Origin of the sequence: Proteus sp. TSJ240517 (assembly GCF_047921575.1) — a bacterium.
Taxonomy (GTDB): Bacteria; Pseudomonadota; Gammaproteobacteria; order Enterobacterales; family Enterobacteriaceae; genus Proteus.
Window position 1 is genome coordinate 1 of record NZ_JBLRMH010000013.1, and the last position, 20,733, is coordinate 20,733.

At 40.3% G+C, this 20,733-nt stretch carries 17 protein-coding genes and 1 riboswitch; of the genes, 8 read left to right on the forward strand and 9 right to left on the reverse strand.

Annotated features, from left to right (window positions below):
* Positions 1-476: 476 nt before the first annotated feature.
* Complete coding sequence (purH, locus tag ACNARN_RS17945; RefSeq protein WP_198621060.1) at positions 477-2,066, forward strand: bifunctional phosphoribosylaminoimidazolecarboxamide formyltransferase/IMP cyclohydrolase; 1,590 nt, start codon at positions 477-479, stop codon at positions 2,064-2,066.
* A gap of 12 nt (positions 2,067-2,078) precedes the next feature.
* Positions 2,079-3,368: a phosphoribosylamine--glycine ligase gene (purD, locus tag ACNARN_RS17950; protein WP_198621059.1), complete on the forward strand. Its 1,290-nt coding sequence runs from the start codon at positions 2,079-2,081 to the stop codon at positions 3,366-3,368.
* A 24-nt stretch (positions 3,369-3,392) separates the two neighbouring features.
* On the opposite strand, the gene ACNARN_RS17955 is transcribed toward purD, so the two are convergent.
* The 6 genes from ACNARN_RS17955 to nudC all read right to left on the reverse strand — a co-directional run bounded on the left by ACNARN_RS17955 (position 3,393) and on the right by nudC (position 7,836).
* Positions 3,393-4,055, reverse strand: a complete 663-nt coding sequence (locus ACNARN_RS17955; protein ID WP_416304792.1) for a DUF1481 domain-containing protein — start codon at positions 4,053-4,055, stop codon at positions 3,393-3,395.
* A gap of 44 nt (positions 4,056-4,099) precedes the next feature.
* Positions 4,100-4,372, reverse strand: a complete 273-nt coding sequence (locus ACNARN_RS17960; RefSeq protein ID WP_004246922.1) for an HU family DNA-binding protein — start codon at positions 4,370-4,372, stop codon at positions 4,100-4,102.
* Positions 4,373-4,562: 190 nt separating this feature from the next.
* Entirely contained in the window at positions 4,563-5,153 is a 591-nt protein-coding gene (locus ACNARN_RS17965) for a YjaG family protein (protein WP_023583105.1), read from the reverse strand.
* A 74-nt stretch (positions 5,154-5,227) separates the two neighbouring features.
* A complete protein-coding gene (gene nfi / locus ACNARN_RS17970) occupies positions 5,228-5,896 on the reverse strand; it encodes a deoxyribonuclease V (RefSeq protein ID WP_416304793.1) in 669 nt (222 codons plus the stop codon).
* Positions 5,889-6,962 carry a uroporphyrinogen decarboxylase gene (hemE, locus tag ACNARN_RS17975; RefSeq protein WP_109374351.1) on the reverse strand — a complete coding sequence of 358 codons (1,074 nt, stop codon included), beginning with the start codon at positions 6,960-6,962 and terminating at the stop codon, positions 5,889-5,891. The genes nfi and hemE overlap by 8 nt, the downstream gene beginning before the upstream one ends.
* Before the next feature lie 88 nt (positions 6,963-7,050).
* Positions 7,051-7,836: an NAD(+) diphosphatase gene (gene nudC / locus ACNARN_RS17980; RefSeq protein ID WP_109374356.1), complete on the reverse strand. Its 786-nt coding sequence runs from the start codon at positions 7,834-7,836 to the stop codon at positions 7,051-7,053.
* Positions 7,837-8,086: 250 nt separating this feature from the next.
* Positions 8,087-8,209: riboswitch (TPP riboswitch) on the forward strand.
* 141 nt (positions 8,210-8,350) lie between these two features.
* On the opposite strand from nudC, the gene thiC reads away from it, so the two are divergent.
* The 6 genes from thiC to thiH are packed head-to-tail and all read left to right on the forward strand — an operon-like array spanning position 8,351 to position 13,773.
* Complete coding sequence (gene thiC, locus ACNARN_RS17985) at positions 8,351-10,303, forward strand: phosphomethylpyrimidine synthase ThiC (protein ID WP_416304794.1); 1,953 nt, start codon at positions 8,351-8,353, stop codon at positions 10,301-10,303.
* Complete coding sequence (gene thiE / locus ACNARN_RS17990) at positions 10,287-10,934, forward strand: thiamine phosphate synthase (protein ID WP_198621055.1); 648 nt, start codon at positions 10,287-10,289, stop codon at positions 10,932-10,934. Before thiC ends, thiE begins: the two co-directional genes overlap by 17 nt.
* Entirely contained in the window at positions 10,928-11,677 is a 750-nt protein-coding gene (locus ACNARN_RS17995) for a HesA/MoeB/ThiF family protein (RefSeq protein ID WP_198621054.1), read from the forward strand. Before thiE ends, ACNARN_RS17995 begins: the two co-directional genes overlap by 7 nt.
* The gene (gene thiS / locus ACNARN_RS18000) at positions 11,674-11,874 is read left to right on the forward strand and encodes a sulfur carrier protein ThiS (protein ID WP_109374347.1); all 201 of its coding nucleotides are present in this window, start codon (positions 11,674-11,676) and stop codon (positions 11,872-11,874) included. Before ACNARN_RS17995 ends, thiS begins: the two co-directional genes overlap by 4 nt.
* A 1-nt stretch (position 11,875) precedes the next feature.
* Entirely contained in the window at positions 11,876-12,655 is a 780-nt protein-coding gene (locus tag ACNARN_RS18005; RefSeq protein WP_198626629.1) for a thiazole synthase, read from the forward strand.
* Positions 12,655-13,773 carry a 2-iminoacetate synthase ThiH gene (thiH, locus tag ACNARN_RS18010; RefSeq protein ID WP_416304795.1) on the forward strand — a complete coding sequence of 373 codons (1,119 nt, stop codon included), beginning with the start codon at positions 12,655-12,657 and terminating at the stop codon, positions 13,771-13,773. Before ACNARN_RS18005 ends, thiH begins: the two co-directional genes overlap by 1 nt.
* A gap of 188 nt (positions 13,774-13,961) precedes the next feature.
* On the opposite strand, the gene ACNARN_RS18015 is transcribed toward thiH, so the two are convergent.
* From ACNARN_RS18015 to rpoC, 3 genes are all read right to left on the reverse strand, one after another.
* Positions 13,962-14,879 carry an Rpn family recombination-promoting nuclease/putative transposase gene (locus ACNARN_RS18015; protein ID WP_198626630.1) on the reverse strand — a complete coding sequence of 306 codons (918 nt, stop codon included), beginning with the start codon at positions 14,877-14,879 and terminating at the stop codon, positions 13,962-13,964.
* Between the two features lie 190 nt (positions 14,880-15,069).
* Entirely contained in the window at positions 15,070-16,425 is a 1,356-nt protein-coding gene (locus tag ACNARN_RS18020) for a polysaccharide deacetylase family protein (protein ID WP_349443530.1), read from the reverse strand.
* 79 nt (positions 16,426-16,504) lie between these two features.
* Positions 16,505-20,731 (reverse strand): DNA-directed RNA polymerase subunit beta', encoded by a 4,227-nt coding sequence (gene rpoC, locus ACNARN_RS18025; protein ID WP_109374342.1) that lies wholly within the window; start codon positions 20,729-20,731, stop codon positions 16,505-16,507.
* Positions 20,732-20,733 lie beyond the last annotated feature (2 nt).

The following is a 20,733-nucleotide window of genomic DNA, read 5'->3' on the forward strand; positions in this document are numbered from 1 at the left end:
ATTTGTTAAAGAGCAGTGCAACATTTGCTGCCGTTTCCGGTCTTCTGCGTTGTTGCGAGGAGGTGCATTCTACATCTTCCTCATTCAGTGTCAAGCGTTTATTTTCAAGGCTTTTCACTTTTTTCTTCGTTCTCTCGGCTAACTCACTTAACGTGGTTTGCCGTGACAACGAGGACGCATTATAGGGAGTTTTCTGAGGCTGGCAATAGTTTTTTTTAGAAAAAAAATCGTTTGCTTAATTCCACAGCAAAACCCCCACTTATACGCACTTATCAACAATTTTATCCACAGACTGTCTTTTTACATAAAATTAGCATGTCAAACGCAAACGTTTGCGTTATTATAATGACCGATTAAGTAAGATTGATTTTGTGTCCATCTTCTGAAATGTTAGTTAAGCAAACACAATTTCACTGTATTAATGTGATTTAACTTCACCATTACTACCGTTATACCAACCCCAAGGGATAAAACTCATGCAACATCTTCGTCCTATCCGCCGTGCACTTTTAAGTGTGTCTGATAAAGCAGGTATTTTAGAATTTGCTAAAGCACTTGTTGAAAGAGAAGTAGAACTCTTATCGACAGGTGGAACCGCACGTCTATTAGCAGAAGCTGGCTTACCGGTTATTGAAGTCTCCGATTACACAGGTTTCCCAGAAATGATGGATGGCAGAGTGAAAACGCTGCACCCTAAAGTACATGGTGGAATTTTAGGTCGTCGTGGACAAGACGATGCGATTATGGAAGAACATGAAATTCAACCTATCGATATGGTCGTCGTAAATCTTTATCCTTTCGCTAAGACGGTAGCTCGCCCAGATTGCTCATTAGCAGATGCAGTGGAGAATATCGATATTGGTGGACCAACAATGGTTCGCTCCGCAGCAAAAAATCATAAAGACGTTACGATTGTAGTAAATAGTAATGACTATGAAAGAGTGATTGAAGAAATGGATAATCACGAAAATAGTCTTACTTTAGACACACGCTTTGATTTGGCGATTAAAGCCTTTGAACATACAGCTGCTTACGACGGAATGATTGCTAACTACTTTGGTCAGAAGGTTGCACCTTATTATGGTGATACTTCACAACCATCAGGTACTTTCCCCCGTACCTTAAATCTGAACTATATAAAGAAACAAGATATGCGTTATGGTGAAAATGCTCATCAGCAAGCAGCTTTCTATATAGAAGAGAATATAGAGGAAGCATCTATTGCCACTGCAAACCAATTACAAGGCAAAGCACTTTCTTATAACAACATCGCTGATACTGATGCCGCGTTAGAATGTGTGAAATCATTCTCCGAGCCTGCATGTGTTATTGTGAAACATGCAAACCCTTGTGGAGTTGCAATTGCGAACACTCTCACACAAGCATATGACAATGCATTTAAAACCGATCCAACTTCTGCATTTGGCGGTATTATCGCATTCAATCGCCCATTAGATGCAAAAACAGCAAGTGCAATCATCGAACGCCAGTTTGTTGAAGTGATCATTGCTCCTTCTATTAATGAAGATGCGCTACCGATTTTAGAAACAAAACCAAATGTTCGTGTATTAGCTTGTGGTCAATGGCAAGAAGCTAAACCAGCGTTAGATTTCAAACGTGTTAATGGTGGATTATTAGTTCAAGATCGTGACTTGGGTATGGTAAAAGAAGAAAACTTAAGAGTAGTCACTCAACGTCAACCAAGTGAACGTGAACTTAAAGATGCACTCTTCTGCTGGAAAGTCGCAAAATTTGTAAAATCAAATGCCATTGTTTACGCAAAAAACGATATGACTGTCGGTATTGGTGCAGGGCAAATGAGCCGTGTGTATTCTGCAAAAATCGCGGGGATTAAAGCCGCTGATGAAGGCTTAGAAGTTGCAGGTTGTGCAATGGCATCAGATGCATTCTTCCCATTTAGAGATGGTATTGATGCGGCAGCACTTGCCGGTGTGACTTGTGTTATTCAACCTGGTGGTTCAATTCGTGATGATGAAGTGATTGCAGCTGCAAATGAACATAACATCGCGATGATTTTCACCAATATGCGCCACTTCCGTCATTAATAAGGTATTGATATGAAGATTTTGATTATTGGTAATGGTGGTCGTGAGCATGCTTTAGCTTGGAAAGCCGTTCAATCACCGCTTACTACACAAGTCTTTGTTGCGCCGGGTAATGCTGGAACAGCGTTAGAGCAAGGCGTACAAAACGTTGCAATCAGTGCAACGGATATTCCTGCATTAATTGCCTTTGCTCTAGAGAATAATATTGATTTAACGATTGTTGGCCCTGAAGCCCCACTTGTTATTGGTGTTGTTGATGCCTTTAAAGCAGCGGGACTGACCATCTTTGGTCCAACAAAAGGAGCCGCTCAATTAGAGGGTTCTAAAGCTTTTACAAAAGATTTTTTAGCTCGACATAAAATTCCAACTGCGGATTATCAAAATTTTACAGAGATAGCACCTGCACTTGAGTACCTCAATAAAGTGGGCGCGCCGATTGTTATTAAAGCAGATGGTTTAGCAGCAGGTAAAGGCGTTATTGTTGCAATGACACAAGCTGAGGCTGAAGCTGCCATTAAAGATATGCTGGCTGGCAATGTTTTTGGTGATGCAGGGCACCGCATTGTTATCGAAGAATTTCTTGATGGCGAAGAAGCTAGTTTTATTGTCATGGTTGACGGTGAACATGTTATTCCAATGGCAACAAGCCAAGATCATAAACGTGTTGGCGATGGAGATACTGGCCCGAATACAGGAGGAATGGGTGCATATTCACCTGCACCTGTTGTTACACCAGAAATCCACCAGCAAGTAATGGAAAAAATCATTTATCCAACAGTAAAGGGAATGGCATCTGAAGGTCATCGTTACCAAGGTTTCCTTTATGCTGGACTGATGATTGATAAACAAGGTGTTGCTAAAGTTATTGAGTTTAACTGTCGTTTTGGTGATCCAGAAACTCAACCTATTATGATGCGTATGCAATCTGACTTAGTTGAACTCTGTTTAGCCGGAGCAAAAGGTAATTTAAAAGATAAAGATTCCCATTGGGATCCTCGCCCAGCTTTAGGGATTGTGATTGCAGCAGGCGGTTACCCTGCGGATTATCGTCAAGGTGATGTTATCGAAGGCTTAACACCAACATCGTCAACAACGGCAAAGGTATTTCAAGCTGGAACAACACTCAATGACAAAGGCGAAGTTATCACTGCTGGCGGGCGAGTATTATGTGTGACTGCATTAGGTGATGATATCGAGCAAGCTCAAAAAAATGCTTATGCTTTAGCGAAAGGTATTCATTGGGATGGTAGTTTTTATCGCCATGATATCGGTTATCGAGCGATTGCACGCTTAAAAAAATAAATTAACAACAGCAAAAGGGAGTGATCACAAGCTCTCTTTTGTTGGTTCCCATTTACAAAAATCGTGTTCTGCAACCATCAGTAATTGCTTACCTTCTGGTGAATCAAGCCAAGCAACATAAGAAGGCTTACTTGAATTACGTGTTCTTGTTTTTAACCAGCGTTGTTCTGGATCTTCAAATGAAACACTCACCTTCTCGCCAGCACATGTTGTCATTGTATTTTGATACCAGACACCCTGTACTAAATTTACTTTCCCAATAGTAAGCGCTTCGCTGATTTCACGCTCTTTACTTGCAGCAAACACCATTCTTAAACGTTCATCTTCTGTTAATGCTCGTTTTTGCTTCTGGCTTTCTTGTTGCATGAAAATAACTTCACCACGTTTATTTAAACGAAGGTGCCAAGATGAGGGCTCGGTAGGATTGATAACTTCAGAGCGGACTTGCCAAAGCTTATTTTGGCGATACTCATAGAATGTGATGACAGTTTCTGGCTTTTTATAAAAGCTATAAACACTCATGATCACTTGAGGTTCTGACGCTGTATTATTTAAACGCCATAATCGCACAATGCCTTCGTCCGCAATATAACCTGTTGCAGAAAATTCAAGTAGCTGCACAGTAGAGGAGCAGGCGCTGAGCAAAAAAGCAGATCCTATTGCTAACAGCCCCTGTCGTTTCAACAAAAGGGGAGTAAATCCCCCTCTATTGTTCATTCCGTTCAAAGGAATTATTTTACTGCGTCTTTCAGTGCTTTACCGGCAGTAAATGCAGGAACGTTAGCTGCTGCAATTTTAATTTCTTTACCAGTTTGAGGGTTACGACCAGTACGCTCTGCACGGTGATTCACCTTGAATGTACCGAAACCAACTAACTGTACAGAATCGCCTTCTTTCAGAGCACCTGTTACTGAATCGATAAACGCTTCAATAGCAGCTTTTGCTTGAGTTTTTGTCAGATCCGCTTTTTCAGCAACTGATTCGGTTAATTCAGCTTTGTTCATAAAATAGTCCTTAAAGTATGTTTTATCGTTTGAAAAACATCTGGTGAAAAAACTTAACTTATCTTTTTAAGAGGATAAATTAAGTAAAACACCTGAGCCACTTCTTTTCGTACCCAATGTAGAACATACACGGGGGTGATGTGAAGTCTTTAAACGTCGCTTTTCAAGCACTAAATCACGTTTTTCTGATTTAGTGCGTTAATTCTATACCGATATTGCTCATTCCAGCTTCACGAAGGTCTGCACGTAGACCTTTGATCAGTTCGACATCTCTTTCTTCACATTCTACAAGTAGACGGTAAATTTCCCATTGGATATCGAATTCTTCAATAACAGCAGGTAGAGATCTAAGCTCTTCTTCACTCATTTCTCTTTCTGCTTGTGTCATTTCAAGTGAAGCAACTGTCCCTACTGATAATTTACTCACTTCAATAGCGTGACTTAATGATTCACCGCTTAAACGAGAGTGAACAATTTCACTAAGTGCAACACAGGCATCAATCGCAGGATAGACACCATAAATCTCGAACTGAGATGCATCAGGAATAGCTTCTTCTAATTTCTCTAATTGAGAATCAAAATTAACCTTTGCATCTTTCACCGTTAAAGTTTCCCAAACCAGATCGAGAATACGGCGATAAAGCATTGGATCGGTAAAACCTGTTTCACGACAAAATACCTGATAATTTGGGTACATTCTCTCACACAGGCATGCCATAAACGTCAGGTGTTGCCAAGCTTCTAGCTTTTCTAAACGTAAATGGATTGGGTTCTTCAACATTCGTGATTACTCATTTTCTTAACTTAGGCGCAGTTTACCTGAAAATTAAAAATATCCACATATTTCCCGGTCATTTAGAGCTTATTCTTATTCAACTGCTCAAATAATCGCCTATTTGAAGCAATACCATCAGCCCAACGCGTTGGTTCTGGCAATCGATATCCTTTCATACACCGCTCAACCCACTGCAAAGCACCTTCCATACTCACTTTATGACCCGGAGAAACATACAGGGTTTTACATTTTTTCTTACTGCGATAAATCCACCCTATTTGCTCATTCTTATCCATTAACGGCTCATGGCTTCCCACCTCTTCATTAACTGCTTTATCAATGCCACATAAACGACTTTTTGCCACACCAATAGTCGGTGTATCCACTAATAAACCAAAATGACTTGCAACACCAAGCCTTCTAGGATGAGCAATACCTTGTCCATCGACAAAAATAAGAGAAGGCTTCTGTTTGATTAATTGCCAAGCAGCGAGTAACGCTGGACACTCTCTAAATGAAAGCAACCCAGGGATATAAGGAAGAGTCGTAGGAATTCGCGCGATTTGGTATTCAAGAATTTCGAAAGAAGGGTAATGCATTATCACGATGGCAGCGCGAGTGACCGCGCCACCGTCTTCAAAACCAACATCAGCACCAGCTATATAAATTGGTGCTGTGAATTGGTCTGTTAGAATAATCTGTTGAGCTTTTTCTGTCTGCTCCTGACGTAATTGTTGGGTATTAATCATTATCCTGATGATAAGGCTTCGATAAACGGTGAACCGCATCAATAAATGCACCAGCATGTTCAGGTGGAACATCTTGATGAATACCGTGCCCAAGATTAAAGACATGACCGTTGCCTTTACCAAACCCAGCAAGAATAGTTTCGACTTCTTGTTCTATTCTGGCAGGTGGTGCATACAGCATAGAAGGATCCATATTACCTTGTAGCGCAACTTTATCCCCAACTCGACGGCGTGCATCTTCAATATCAATCGTCCAATCAAGTCCTAATGCATCGCAACCTGTCGCAGCCATAGCTTCTAGCCAGCGGCCACCACCTTTGGTAAATAAAGTGACTGGTACTTTTCTTCCATCATATTCACGGATAAGACCATCAACAATCTTATGCATATAGTGTAATGAGAAGAGTTGGTAATCACGCCCTGTTAGCACACCACCCCATGTATCAAAGATCATGATAGATTGTGCGCCCGCTTTAATTTGAGCATTCAGATACAGAATAACGCTATCTGCCAGTTTATCCAGTAATAGATGTAGAGCTTGAGGCTCTGAATACATCATTTTTTTAATTTTTGTGAAGGCCTTACTACTTCCACCCTCAACCATATAGGTTGCCAGTGTCCAAGGGCTTCCTGAAAAACCAATTAATGGCACACTACCTTGTAATGCATGACGAATGGCACGTACTGCATTCATCACATATCCCAGTTCATCTTCAGGATCAGGAATAGGCAGTTTTTGAATATCAGCAAGGCTGTTGATAGGTGATTTAAAACGAGGGCCTTCACCTGTTTCAAAGTAAAGACCTAGCCCCATTGCATCTGGAATAGTTAAAATATCAGAAAATAAAATAGCGGCATCTAAAGGGAAGCGTCTTAAAGGCTGTAATGTCACTTCACATGCTAATTCTGTATTTTTGCACAATGAGATGAAATCTCCCGCCTGTGCCCGTGTTTCCTTGTATTCAGGAAGATATCTGCCTGCCTGACGCATCATCCAAACTGGGGTGACATCAACAGGTTGGCGCAACAGCGCACGTAAATAGCGGTCGTTTTTCAACTCACTCATGACTAACTCCATTAACAGTAATAGGGCCGCAAAATAGCATGCATTGTAACATGCTGGAAAAATAACTGTTGGCAGACAGCGCCTTTATTTAGCTCTTTTCTTTATCTTGTCTGATATTCGCTATCGTATCTTCTATCAAGCGTCGAGCAATAGTATCTGGTGGTGGGATCTGGGGTAATTGATCGTAACGATACCAACCCGCACTCATTAATTCAGAAGGATCATGTTGTAGTTCGCCACCATCATAATCGGCCAAAAATCCCATCATTAAAGAGTGAGGAAACGGCCAAGGCTGAGATGATACATAGCGAATATTGCGAATACGAATATTGCTCTCTTCAAACACTTCACGAGCCACTGCTTCTTCTAATGTTTCACCAACCTCAACAAAACCAGCGAGTACAGTGTAAAGAGGTGAATGTTTATGCCTAACATGATGTGCTAATAAGATCTTATCTTCATGGCGAATACCCACAATAATGCAAGGGGCAATTTGCGGATAATAACGTTCATGGCAGTTATCGCATAAACACGCCCATTCACTCTCACTATGACGCATTTTAGAACCACAATAACCACAAAAACGGTGAGAACGATAAAACTCAGCCAGTTGCACACCACGACCGACTAATTTAAATAAGTTTTCATCTTGTGAGGCGATAAGTCTTGGTGAGCACATGTCGTTATCCATTTTTCCATGAATAAGCCAAACTGTTTCACCTTGCCATTCACCCACAATTTTGGCGTGCTGACCAATGAGATCCCAATCTTTAGCTAAGCCAAACGGAAGTTCACCTTTAGGTAACCACACTCGTCCACCAAGACTGACTGTCCACCAGCCCTTTTCTGAGCCTGTTAATGTATATAAATGCATAACGACCATTCTATCCAAAATAATGATATAGAATAGAGGATACTCTCTTTAGCAAGAACCTCTCAATGTATTATCTCTGTCTTCTATGATTCATTAACATCCACTCACTAAAAACATAAATTATATTAATGTTATTGAGTGTAACCATTATTCAAATTTCACAAATGAAAGGTTGGGAACAACAATATTAGGATTTAAATAAATAACCCATATCGGGCTTGTAGTTTTTAAAATCTTTCATATACTGGACTTCTTCTTGTCGGAGTGCCTAGTGTTTATAAGGCTATTATAAACACAGGCTGAGACCGTTAATTCGGGATCCGCGGAACCTGATCGGGTTAATACCCGCGAAGGGAACAAGAGTGATTCGACCTTTTGATAGCTTCATTGCGTATATTTTTCACACATCTATATACACCTATCTGTCGATACTCCCTGCGACCTCCAGACAAGCATTTTTCTCAATATTCACCCGACAGGCTAATAGCCTGCATGATATTTATTAGGAAATGCTATGTCCCAAAATCAAACTATATCCGTTAAAGATATTTCACCAACGATCAACAAACAGCGTCCACGAAAAGAGCAACGTGATGCTGCTCAAGAGTTTATCAGCACCATTCAAGGCGTAAGCTTCCCCAATTCAAAACGCATTTATCTCGAAGGCTCACGTACTGACATTCAAGTACCCATGCGTGAGATCCAGCTTGATAAAACGCTAGTAGGAGGATCAAAAGATTCCCCTGTTTTTGAAGATAATGAACCTGTACCAGTGTATGACACATCAGGCCCTTATGGTGATCCTGATTCTCAACTTGACGTTAACCTTGGCTTAAAAAAAATACGCCAACCTTGGATTGATGAGCGCAATGATACTGAAACGCTTTCACTTTTAAGTTCGGATTTCACCCAGCAGCGCCTTTCTGATGCCGGATTAGAGCATCTGCGTTTTCCCTTAAAACCAAGCCCTAAAAAAGCGCTAAATGGCAAAAGTGTGACCCAATTGCATTATGCTCGCCAAGGCATTATTACGCCTGAAATGGAGTTTATTGCTATTCGTGAAAATATGGGGCGAGAGAGAATTCGTAGCGAAGTTTTACGCCAACAGCACGCAGGGTTTAGCTTTGGTGCTCATCTCCCTGACAATATTACCCCTGAGTTTGTACGCCAAGAAGTTGCAACTGGTCGAGCAATCATTCCTGCCAATATCAATCACCCAGAATCAGAGCCAATGATTATTGGTCGTAATTTCTTAGTGAAAGTGAATGCCAATATCGGGAACTCTTCGGTCACCTCCTCAATTGAAGAAGAAGTTGAAAAGCTAATTTGGTCTACACGCTGGGGAGCGGATACCGTAATGGATCTCTCAACGGGCCGTTATATTCATGAAACGCGTGAGTGGATCATTCGTAATAGCCCTGTTCCTATTGGTACAGTTCCAATTTATCAAGCACTCGAGAAAGTTAACGGTATTGCTGAAGATCTCACTTGGGAAATGTTCCGAGATACCTTGCTTGAACAAGCAGAGCAAGGGGTTGATTATTTTACTATTCATGCAGGTGTATTGTTACGTTATGTGCCAATGACAGCAAAACGCCTAACGGGCATAGTGTCTCGTGGCGGTTCGATAATGGCAAAATGGTGTTTATCACATCATAAAGAGAATTTCCTCTACGAACATTTCCGTGAAATCTGTGAAATTTGTACCGCTTATGACGTTTCCCTCTCACTGGGAGATGGATTAAGACCGGGTTCGATTCAAGATGCCAATGATGAAGCACAATTTTCTGAATTACATACTCTAGGTGAACTGACAAAAATTGCATGGGAGTATGACGTTCAAGTCATGATAGAAGGCCCTGGCCACGTTCCAATGCAGATGATCCGCCGCAATATGACAGAGGAATTGGAACATTGTCATGAAGCACCATTTTATACATTAGGCCCTCTCACTACAGATATTGCGCCGGGTTACGATCACTTCACATCAGGTATTGGTGCAGCAATGATTGGCTGGTTTGGTTGCGCAATGCTCTGTTATGTTACGCCAAAAGAACACCTTGGTTTACCTAATAAAGAAGATGTGAAACAAGGTCTTATCACTTATAAAATCGCCGCTCATGCAGCCGATTTAGCAAAAGGACACCCCGGCGCTCAAATTCGTGATAATGCAATGTCGAAAGCGCGCTTTGAATTTAGATGGGAAGACCAATTTAACTTGGCTCTTGATCCTGAAACTGCACGTCAATATCACGATGAAACGCTACCTCAGGCTTCAGGAAAAGTCGCTCATTTCTGTTCGATGTGTGGTCCTAAATTCTGCTCAATGAAGATAACACAAGAAGTACGCGATTATGCGGCAGGTATGGAGCAAATGTCTCAAGCCTTTAAAGAGCATGGAAGTGAGTTATACCACAGTGCAGAAATCGCCAGTGTTGAGGTGACTGAAAATGAACAGATCCTCTAATACACCTTTTGCATTAACAGAAAAAAAGCTTGGGCTTTATCCTGTTGTTGATTCTGTTGAATGGATCGAACGCCTATTAAAAATAGGCGTTACCACCCTGCAATTACGCATAAAAGATAAACAGCCAGACGACGTTGAACAAGAGATCATCGAAGCGATAAAACTGGGCAAACAGTATCACGCAAGACTGTTTATCAACGATTACTGGCAACTCGCCATTAAACATCACGCTTATGGTGTTCATCTTGGCCAAGAAGATCTCGATATTGCTGATCTTAATGCCATTAAACAATCAGGATTACGCCTTGGTATTTCCACTCATGACGAAGTTGAATTACAAAGAGCGAAAACATTACGTCCATCTTACATCGCATTAGGGCATATATTTCCAACAACGACCAAAGATATGCCATCTAAACCTCAAGGATTGAAGGCACTCAAACATCAAGTAGAACAGACACCTGATTTTCCAACTGTTGCTATTGGTGGGATCTCACTAGAAAGAGTACCTGATGTTGTTGCAACTGGGGTGGGGAGCGTTGCCTTAGTCAGTGCAATAACAAAAGCACCAGATTGGCAACAAGTGACTCGTAAATTATTAGAATTAGTGGAAGGAAAACCATCATGCTAAATGATAATGATTTTATGCGTTATAGCCGACAAGTGATGTTAGAAGATATTGGCTTAGAAGGTCAAAACAAGCTTCAACAAGCAAAGGTATTGATTATTGGGCTTGGTGGATTAGGCTCTCCCGCATCACTTTATCTTGCTGGTGCAGGTATTGGTGAGCTTATTTTAGTGGATGATGATGAGTTACATGTTTCTAATCTACAGCGTCAAATTCTTTATCGCACTCAAGATATTCCCGATGCCAAATCAGAGATCGCAAAGCAGTCTCTACTTGCACTAAATCCGGATATAAAAATTACCTCTTATAAACAACGTATTAATGATGATTCATTATCTAAATTAGTTAAAGAGGTCGATTTAGTTTTAGATTGCACCGATAACATGCTCACTCGTCAAGCGATTAACCGTGCTTGTGTCGCACAGCAAACGCCGCTTATTAGTGGCAGTGCCGTGGGCTTTAGTGGTCAGCTTATGGTATTTGAACCTCCTTTTACTCACGGTTGCTATCACTGTCTTTATCCTGATGAAACTGAGCCACAAAGAAACTGCAAAACAGCAGGTATATTAGGGCCTGTTGTTGGGGTTATTGGCACACTTCAAGCCCTTGAAGCAATCAAATTACTCTCAGGCTTACCTTGTTCTCTAAGTGGGAAACTTCGCCTTTTTGATGGTAGAAAACAAAATTGGAGTACTTTGCATTTAACACCATCAAAAACATGTCCTGTTTGTCGAGGGGTAGCATGAACATTACCGTAAATGACGAACAATATTCTCTGGATATGCCTGTCACTATCTGTCAGCTCCTTATTCAGTTAGAACAGCCACACATCGGTGTGGCGCTTGCTGTCAATGAAACCATTGTGCCCCGTGAAAATTGGGAAACACATTTTATTAATGATGGCGATACTATTCTTCTCTTCCAAGCAATTGCAGGGGGCTGATATGTTAAAAATTGCTGATACAACATTCACATCTAGACTTTTTACAGGCACAGGAAAATTTGCAACACCAACGCTAATGACGGAAGCCATTAAGGCTTCGGGTAGCCAATTAGTAACCATGGCAATGAAGCGTGTGGATTTAAAGAATGGTAATGATGACTTAATCGCACCACTTAAATCATTAGGGGTAAAATTATTACCTAATACATCTGGTGCAAAAACAGCACAAGAAGCTGTTTTTGCGGCTCGTTTAGCCAAAGAAGCCTTTGGCACCCATTGGGTAAAATTAGAAATTCATCCTGACACTAAATATTTATTACCTGATCCTATTGAAACACTTAAAGCCGCTGAAATCCTCGTTAAAGAAGGTTTTGTTGTTTTACCTTATTGCAGTGCTGATCCTGTTTTATGTCGTCGTTTAGAAGAAGTTGGCTGTGCAGCTGTAATGCCATTAGGCTCTCCTATTGGCTCAAATCAAGGCTTACAGACTCGTGATTTCCTACGAATTATCATTGAACAAGCCTCAATTCCTGTTGTTGTTGATGCTGGTATTGGTGCACCAAGTCATGCTCTCGAAGCTTTAGAGTTAGGTGCTGATGCAGTATTAGTTAATACCGCAATTGCTGTTGCCAAAAATCCTATTCTAATGGCGCAAGCATTTAAAGCAGCGCTTGATGCTGGTGAACTTGCTCGACAATCAGGACTTGCGACACCTGCTTCAGCTGTGAATATGCAAGCGCAAGCCTCTAGTCCATTAACCCAATACTTAGGGGCATTCTAATGGACACTTTTTCTGATTATTGGCAACAACTCGACTGGGATGACATTACATTAAAACTCAATAGTAAAACCAATGCGGATGTTGAAGCCGCATTAAATCGCCATTCCCTTACACTTGATGATTTTATGGCGCTAATTTCGCCTGCGGGTCGCCATTATTTAGAGCCTATGGCACAACGTGCTCAACAACTCACTCGACAACGTTTTGGTAATGTAGTGGGATTGTATGTGCCGCTTTATCTTTCTAATTTATGTGCGAATGACTGTACTTATTGTGGTTTTTCAATGAGTAATGCCATTAAACGTAAAACATTAAATGAAAATGAAATCATCACTGAATGCAATAGCATCAGGCAATTAGGTTTTGATAGCTTGTTATTAGTGACTGGAGAGCACCAAAGAAAAGTGGGTATGGATTATTTTCGCCAATATATCCCTCTTATTCGAGAAAATTTCAGTTCATTAATGATGGAAGTACAACCTCTTGCAACAGAAGAGTATGCAGAATTAAAAACACTAGGTATTGATGGCGTGATGGTTTATCAAGAAACCTATCATGAACCAACTTATCAGCTTCATCATCTAAAAGGTAAAAAACAAGATTTCCATTGGCGACTACAAACACCTGATAGATTAGGGCAAGCAGGAATTGATAAAATTGGTTTAGGTGCGTTGATTGGCCTTTCAAGCCAGTGGCGTAGCGATTGTTATATGGTGGCAGAACATCTCTTGTTCTTACAAAAACGCTATTGGAAAAGCCGTTACTCTATCTCTTTTCCTCGTTTACGTCCTTGCGCTGGTGGGCTTAGCCCTGCATCGGTAATGAGTGAAGCTGAATTAGTTCAATTGATCTGTGCTTTTCGCATTTTGGCACCAGACGTTGAGCTTTCACTTTCAACACGAGAATCTCCTTATTTTCGCGATAACACAGTGCCGTTAGCAATTAATAATATTAGCGCAGGATCTAAAACCCAACCCGGTGGATATTCTGATAGTCATGAAGAGCTAGAACAGTTTTCACCTAATGATAATCGCCATGTAAATGATGTTATTAACGTATTAAAAGAGCGAGGATTACAACCTGTATGGAAAGATTGGGATAATTACTTGGGTCGTTAATTAAAATTTGAATAATATAAAACCGCTTTTAATTAATTTAATTAAAAATAATAAAGGCGGTTTTTATTAAATAACTCAATAAAAATAACATGTAATAAACTTAAAATAATTAAAGAAAAATAAAAGATTATAAATAATGTCTTAGGATATTTTTAATTTAATATTATATAAAATAATTAACTTAATTCTTATACTGCTAATTCTTCAAGTTCTTGCATACTCAAACCTGATATTTTTTCGATCAATGAAAGATCAAAATTCTCTTTTAATAAATTTTGAGCTAATTCTATTTGTACTATTTTTTTACCAATCTCAATACCTTCCGTTTTACCTAATTCAAACCCTTTATTTTCTAATCTCCACGCTATATTCATAATCACCTCTCTGTGGCTATCTACCTGTTCAACTATTTTATTGATAACAAATTCAAAGTCTGATGCATCCAGAATTGAGAATAAATATTCTACGACAATAATCGTGTCCTCATCTCTGCAGTTTTTCTGATTTATTGCTTTTGATAGAAGCATTGCAATCTTATTAAGATCATGACAACTATTAACATACTTCATTGCAATTTCCATTACCGCTGCTTTTTTATGTGTCAGCAAAATATCATCATCAATTGAAGTCAAATCAATTAAAGAGAAATTATTAGAATAAAGCTTATTAGCAAGTGAAGTAAGTGGAAAGCATGACATCCAATTAACAGGAAAAGGATAAGGTTTTTTCTTGCCATGATAAAACAAAATAGGAACAACGAGAGGCAACGATTTATAACCTTGCTGTAAATGTTGATTCATAGTGGAAAATGCATAATTCATCATGCGCCAAGCTATCATTTTATCTGGCCTAGATTGATGCTCTATCAGTAAATAAATAGGAATATCACCCTCTTTGGTTTTGACTAAATACAAAATATCAGACATACGAGAACGTAATTTAATATCGATGAAAGAAGAATTTTGTAATTGTAACGTCGAAAAATCACAATGACTTTTTAATTCCTCTGGTAAATGAACAAAGAAGAAATCTTTCGCATTACTGACATTCATCATAAAGCGTTTAAATGCAGAATCATAAGAAGATATAGATATAGGCTTTTTCATAACTAGCTCCATACTGAATTTGGATTGCCAGCTTACAGAAAAAAATAAATTTTTATCACTAAAAAATCATCATAATTATCTGAAAAATATAAGTTATTTATTGATCTTAACTGAATTGGTAATAGAGGAATAAAAAATACCTTCAATAAATATCAAAGGTATTTTTTAAGATTATAAATTTTATTTTTAATTATTTATCAACAACGATATTTTTATTAACGACTTCATATTCATCATTACCCACCATCCTCGCAAATTTCTCAATAGGATCTGTACTCAAAGCATAGAGCCGTTTTAGTGCAAAAGGAGGATCACCTAAACGAACTTTTCCCTGTTGAGTTGTCACCGCCAATGTCATACCAGACGCTTTGACTGCAGTAATTGCCCTTTGATTATATCCACCGAAAGGATATGCAAAGGCATATTGATGTGGATTTAATAATCGCAATACACGTTGTGAGCGTTGTAAGTCTAATATAATTGTGTGGGACTGACGGCTAAAAATAATAGGTTTTTTATTATTATCTAAACGATGTAAAAAATGGGAATGTGATTGAATATCAAAAACATCACGACTCGATTTGAGTGATTGCCAACTCATAAATTGTAATGAATTAGGTGCCCACTTAGGTGTTTTGGATTTTATTCGTGATGAGATAACAAATAGTGTTGCTCGTTGACCATTTTCTTTTAAAAGAGGATAAGCATAACGATAAACGGATTGCAAACCATCATCAAATGTTAATGCAACAGCTTTGCCTGGCAAATTAACACTCTTATTTAAATAGCCAGCAACTTGATTGAGCGAAAGCGTTTCATATCCAGCTTCTTTTAAATAATTCATCTGCTCTGTAAATGCAGTTAATGATGTTGTTGTTGATGTATGACGAAAATTATGGTTTTCCGTAGTTTTAAGAATATGGTGATAAGTAAGTACTGGTATCCCTAAGTCAGGCTTTACATCCCTTGATGAAATATAACCTAAGCGATCACCTAAAGAGATTTCAAACCAATTGATTTTACTTCCATTAGTACCTTCTTTTATTGTGCGAGATAACACGGGGTAACGTAAATTGGGTAAGAGTGTCGCTATTTGTGGACTAGTAATATCTTTATCACTATAGATAGGAGTATTTTTTGTCGTAATTAAATATTCGTAGATAGGATAATCTGCTTTCTTCGTGCGATCTGATAAGAAACGTATTTTCTTATCTGGTTTCATTGAGGCAATATCTTCAAAATAGCCATCTTCTAGATAGCCCGCTTCAAGATAACCTTGAGCATTCCCAAATTGTATTTTGTGGTAATCACCCTCTGTAACTGATGCATAAAAACCTTGGTTAGGAAAAAGTTCTGCAACAGGTTGCAATTTATCCCCCACAAACGCATATAACGTTTTTTGTTGGCGAAGTTGCATCAATGTTGTAATGGGCGTTTTTAAATCCCATTGAGCTTCTGTTGGAATACCTCTTTCATAAGGCACTGCTGAAGCAAATCCAGTAAAAATAAAACATAGAATAATCAAAATCTTAGATATTATTCTCATCATTTCGCCTACTTATGTAGAACAGAAACAAAAAATGCCCTCACAATGGAGGGCATTTCAATCTAATCTAAATTAGATTTTAGTCTTTTAATCCACCAAAACCAGCATTCAGTAATTCTGCTAAGTTAGCAGATGCTTCATCAGCACTGATTGTTGTTTCAGTTTCATCTGTCGGCAATTGTGATTGACGACGCTTCATACGATCTTGGTGATACGCATATCCAGTACCAGCTGGGATCAAGCGACCAACAATAACGTTTTCTTTCAAGCCACGTAATTCATCACGTTTACCCGCTACCGCAGCTTCCGTCAGAACACGAGTTGTTTCTTGGAACGATGCAGCAGAGATGAAGGATTCAGTTGCCAGAGATGCTTTCGTGATACCTAACAGGTCACGAGCATACGTTGCTGGTACTTTACCATCATCTTCCAGAACACGGTTTGAAACTTTAACGCGAGCGTATTCAACCTGTTCGCCTTCGAGGAACTCAGAGCTTCCTGCGTTCTCAATGGTAACTTTACGTAGCATCTGACGAACGATAACTTCGATGTGTTTATCGTTAATCTTAACGCCTTGTAAACGGTAAACTTCCTGTACTTCGTTAGTGATATAGCGAGTAACCGCATGAACACCACGTAAGCGCAGAATGTCGTGTGGTGATTCTGGACCATCGGAAATAACATCACCGCGTTCCACAACCTCACCCTCGAATACGTTAAGTTGACGCCATTTAGGGATCATCTCTTCGTATGCATCGCTACCGTCTAATGGAGAAATAACTAGACGACGTTTACCTTTAGTCTCTTTACCGAACGAAACAATACCGCTGATTTCAGCAAGGATTGCAGGCTCTTTCGGACGACGAGCTTCAAACAAGTCAGCAACGCGTGGCAGACCACCGGTGATATCTTTAGTACCGCCAGATTCTTGTGGAATACGCGCTAAAGTGTCACCTGCGTTAATTGTAATGCCATCGTCTAACTGAACAATCGCTTTACCTGGCAGGAAGTACTGTGCTGGCATATCAGTATTCGGGATTAATACGTCATTACCTTGTGCATCAGTGATGCGTAATGCTGGACGTAAATCTTTACCGCTACCTGTACGCTCTGCTGAATCCAGAACAACCAGTGAAGAAAGACCTGTTAATTCATCTGTTTGACGTGTGATAGTTTGACCATCAACCATGTCTGCAAAACGGATGATACCAGATACTTCACTCACAACTGGCATTGTATGTGGATCCCAGTTAGCAACAGTTTCGCCACCGTTAACCGCTTCGCCATCACCCTTCGCTAATTGAGCACCGTAAGGTACTTTGTAGCTCTCTTTCGTACGACCGAATTCGTCAATTAAACGTAATTCTGTGTTACGAGAAGTGATAACTAATTTACCAGCAGTATTAGTAATGAACTTCGCATTAAACAGCTTCAGAGTACCTTTGTTACGTACTTGAATGCTAGATTCTGCTGCCGCACGAGATGCCGCACCACCGATGTGGAACGTACGCATCGTTAACTGTGTACCTGGTTCACCGATTGACTGTGCCGCGATAACACCGATAGCTTCACCTTTGTTAATGATATGACCACGAGCAAGGTCACGACCATAACAATTAGCACACACACCGAAGTCTGTGTTACAGGTTACAACTGAACGTACTTTCACGCTGTCAACTGAGTTTTCTTCTAACAAGTCACACAGTTTTTCGTTTAACAGGGTGTTACGTGGAACAAGAATATCGGCAGTACCTGGTTTCAGAATATCTTCTGCAGCCACACGACCTAATACACGTTCACGCAGTGGTTCTTTAACATCACCACCTTCGATAACCGGAGTCATCATAACACCTTCGGTTGTACCACAGTCGTCTTCTGTTACGACTAAGTCTTGTGCAACGTCAACTAAACGACGAGTCAAGTAACCGGAGTTTGCTGTTTTCAGTGCGGTATCCGCAAGACCTTTACGAGCACCGTGAGTTGAGATGAAGTACTGGAGTACGTTCAGACCTTCACGGAAGTTTGCTGTAATAGGTGTTTCGATGATTGAGCCATCTGGCTTAGCCATCAAACCACGCATACCTGCTAACTGACGAATCTGAGCTGCAGAACCACGAGCACCGGAGTCAGCCATCATAAAGATGCTGTTGAAAGATACTTGTTGTTCTTCTTCACCATTACGGTTAATAACGGTTTCAGTAGACAGGTTTTCCATCATCGCTTTTGCTACGCGCTCATTCGCCGCAGCCCAAATATCGATAACTTTGTTGTAACGTTCGCCCGCTGTTACCAGACCGGATTGGAACTGTTCCTGAATTTCTGCAACTTCTGCTTCTGCTTCTGCAATGATCTCTGCTTTTTTCGCAGGGATAACCATATCATCGATACCTACTGAAGCACCTGAACGTGCTGCGTAAGCAAAACCGGTATACATGATTTGGTCAGCAAAAATAACTGTTGGCTTCAAGCCCAATACGCGATAACAGGTATTCAGCATTTTAGAAATTGCTTTCTTACCTAATGGTTGGTTAACCAGCGCGTAAGGTAGGCCTTTTGGTACGATCATCCATAAAATAGCTCGGCCGACAGTTGTGTCTTTTAAGCTAGTTTCAGTGGTGATGTTACCTTCGCCATCTTTGATCTCTTCAGTGATACGTACTTTAACGCGTGCGTGTAAAGAGGCTAAACCTGCGCGATAAACGCGTTCAGCTTCTTTAGGGCCACTTAACACCATGCCTTCACCTTTGGCATTGATGCAGTCACGAGTCATGTAGTACAGACCTAATACAACGTCCTGTGAAGGAACGATGATTGGGTCACCACTTGCTGGAGACAGAATGTTGTTTGTTGACATCATCAGCGCACGAGCTTCTAACTGTGCTTCTAATGTCAATGGTACGTGAACCGCCATTTGGTCACCATCGAAGTCGGCGTTATATGCCGCACAAACGAGTGGGTGTAACTGAATAGCTTTACCTTCGATAAGGATTGGTTCAAATGCCTGAATACCTAAACGGTGAAGTGTTGGTGCACGGTTCAGCATCACTGGGTGTTCGCGGATAACTTCATCTAAGATATCCCAAACAACCGCTTCTTCACGCTCAACCATTTTTTTAGCGGCTTTGATTGTTGTCGCTAAACCACGGGTTTCCAGTTTTCCGTAAATAAATGGTTTGAATAACTCAAGAGCCATTTTCTTCGGTAGACCACACTGATGCAGACGCAGGTATGGACCAACGGTGATTACAGAACGACCAGAATAGTCAACACGTTTACCTAACAGGTTTTGACGGAAACGACCTTGTTTACCTTTGATCATATCAGCCAAAGATTTCAGAGGACGTTTGTTAGAACCCGTAATCGCACGACCACGACGACCGTTATCTAATAACGCATCCACAGACTCTTGTAACATACGTTTTTCGTTACGTACGATAATGTCTGGTGCTGCTAAATCAAGCAGGCGTTTTAAACGGTTGTTACGGTTGATCACACGACGATATAAATCGTTCAGGTCTGAAGTCGCAAAACGACCGCCATCAAGTGGAACCAATGGACGTAAGTCTGGTGGTAACACAGGCAGTACAGTTAAGATCATCCACTCAGGTTTATTGCCTGATTGCATGAATGCTTCAAGTAACTTGATACGTTTAGTCAGTTTCTTACGTTTAGTTTCAGAGTTAGTTTCATTTAACTCTTCACGCAGCGTTTCACACTCTTGTTCCAGATCCATGCTCTGTAACAAGTTCTGAACAGCTTCTGCACCCATCTTCGCATCGAATTCGTCACCGAATTCTTCTAATGCATCAAGATATTGCTCTTCTGTTAAGATTTGTCCACGCTCAAGGCTAGTCATCCCGCCTTCAACAACAACATAAGATTCGAAATACAGTACACGTTCAATATCGCGCAGTGGCATATCCAGCAGCAGACCGATACGGGACGGCAGTGATTTCAAGAACCAAATGTGAGCAACTGGAGAAGCTAATTCGATGTGACCCATACGTTCACGACGAACTTTAGTTTGTGTAACTTCAACGCCACACTTCTCACAGATAACACCACGGTGTTTTAAACGTTTGTATTTACCACACAAACATTCGTAATCTTTTACTGGTCCGAAAATACGGGCACAGAAAAGACCGTCACGCTCTGGTTTGAACGTACGGTAGTTAATTGTTTCTGGCTTTTTAACTTCACCAAATGACCATGAACGGATCATATCAGGTGATGCCAGAGCAATTTTGATCGCATCAAACTCTTCGGTCTTGGTTTGCGCTTTCAGAAACTTTAATAAGTCTTTCACGA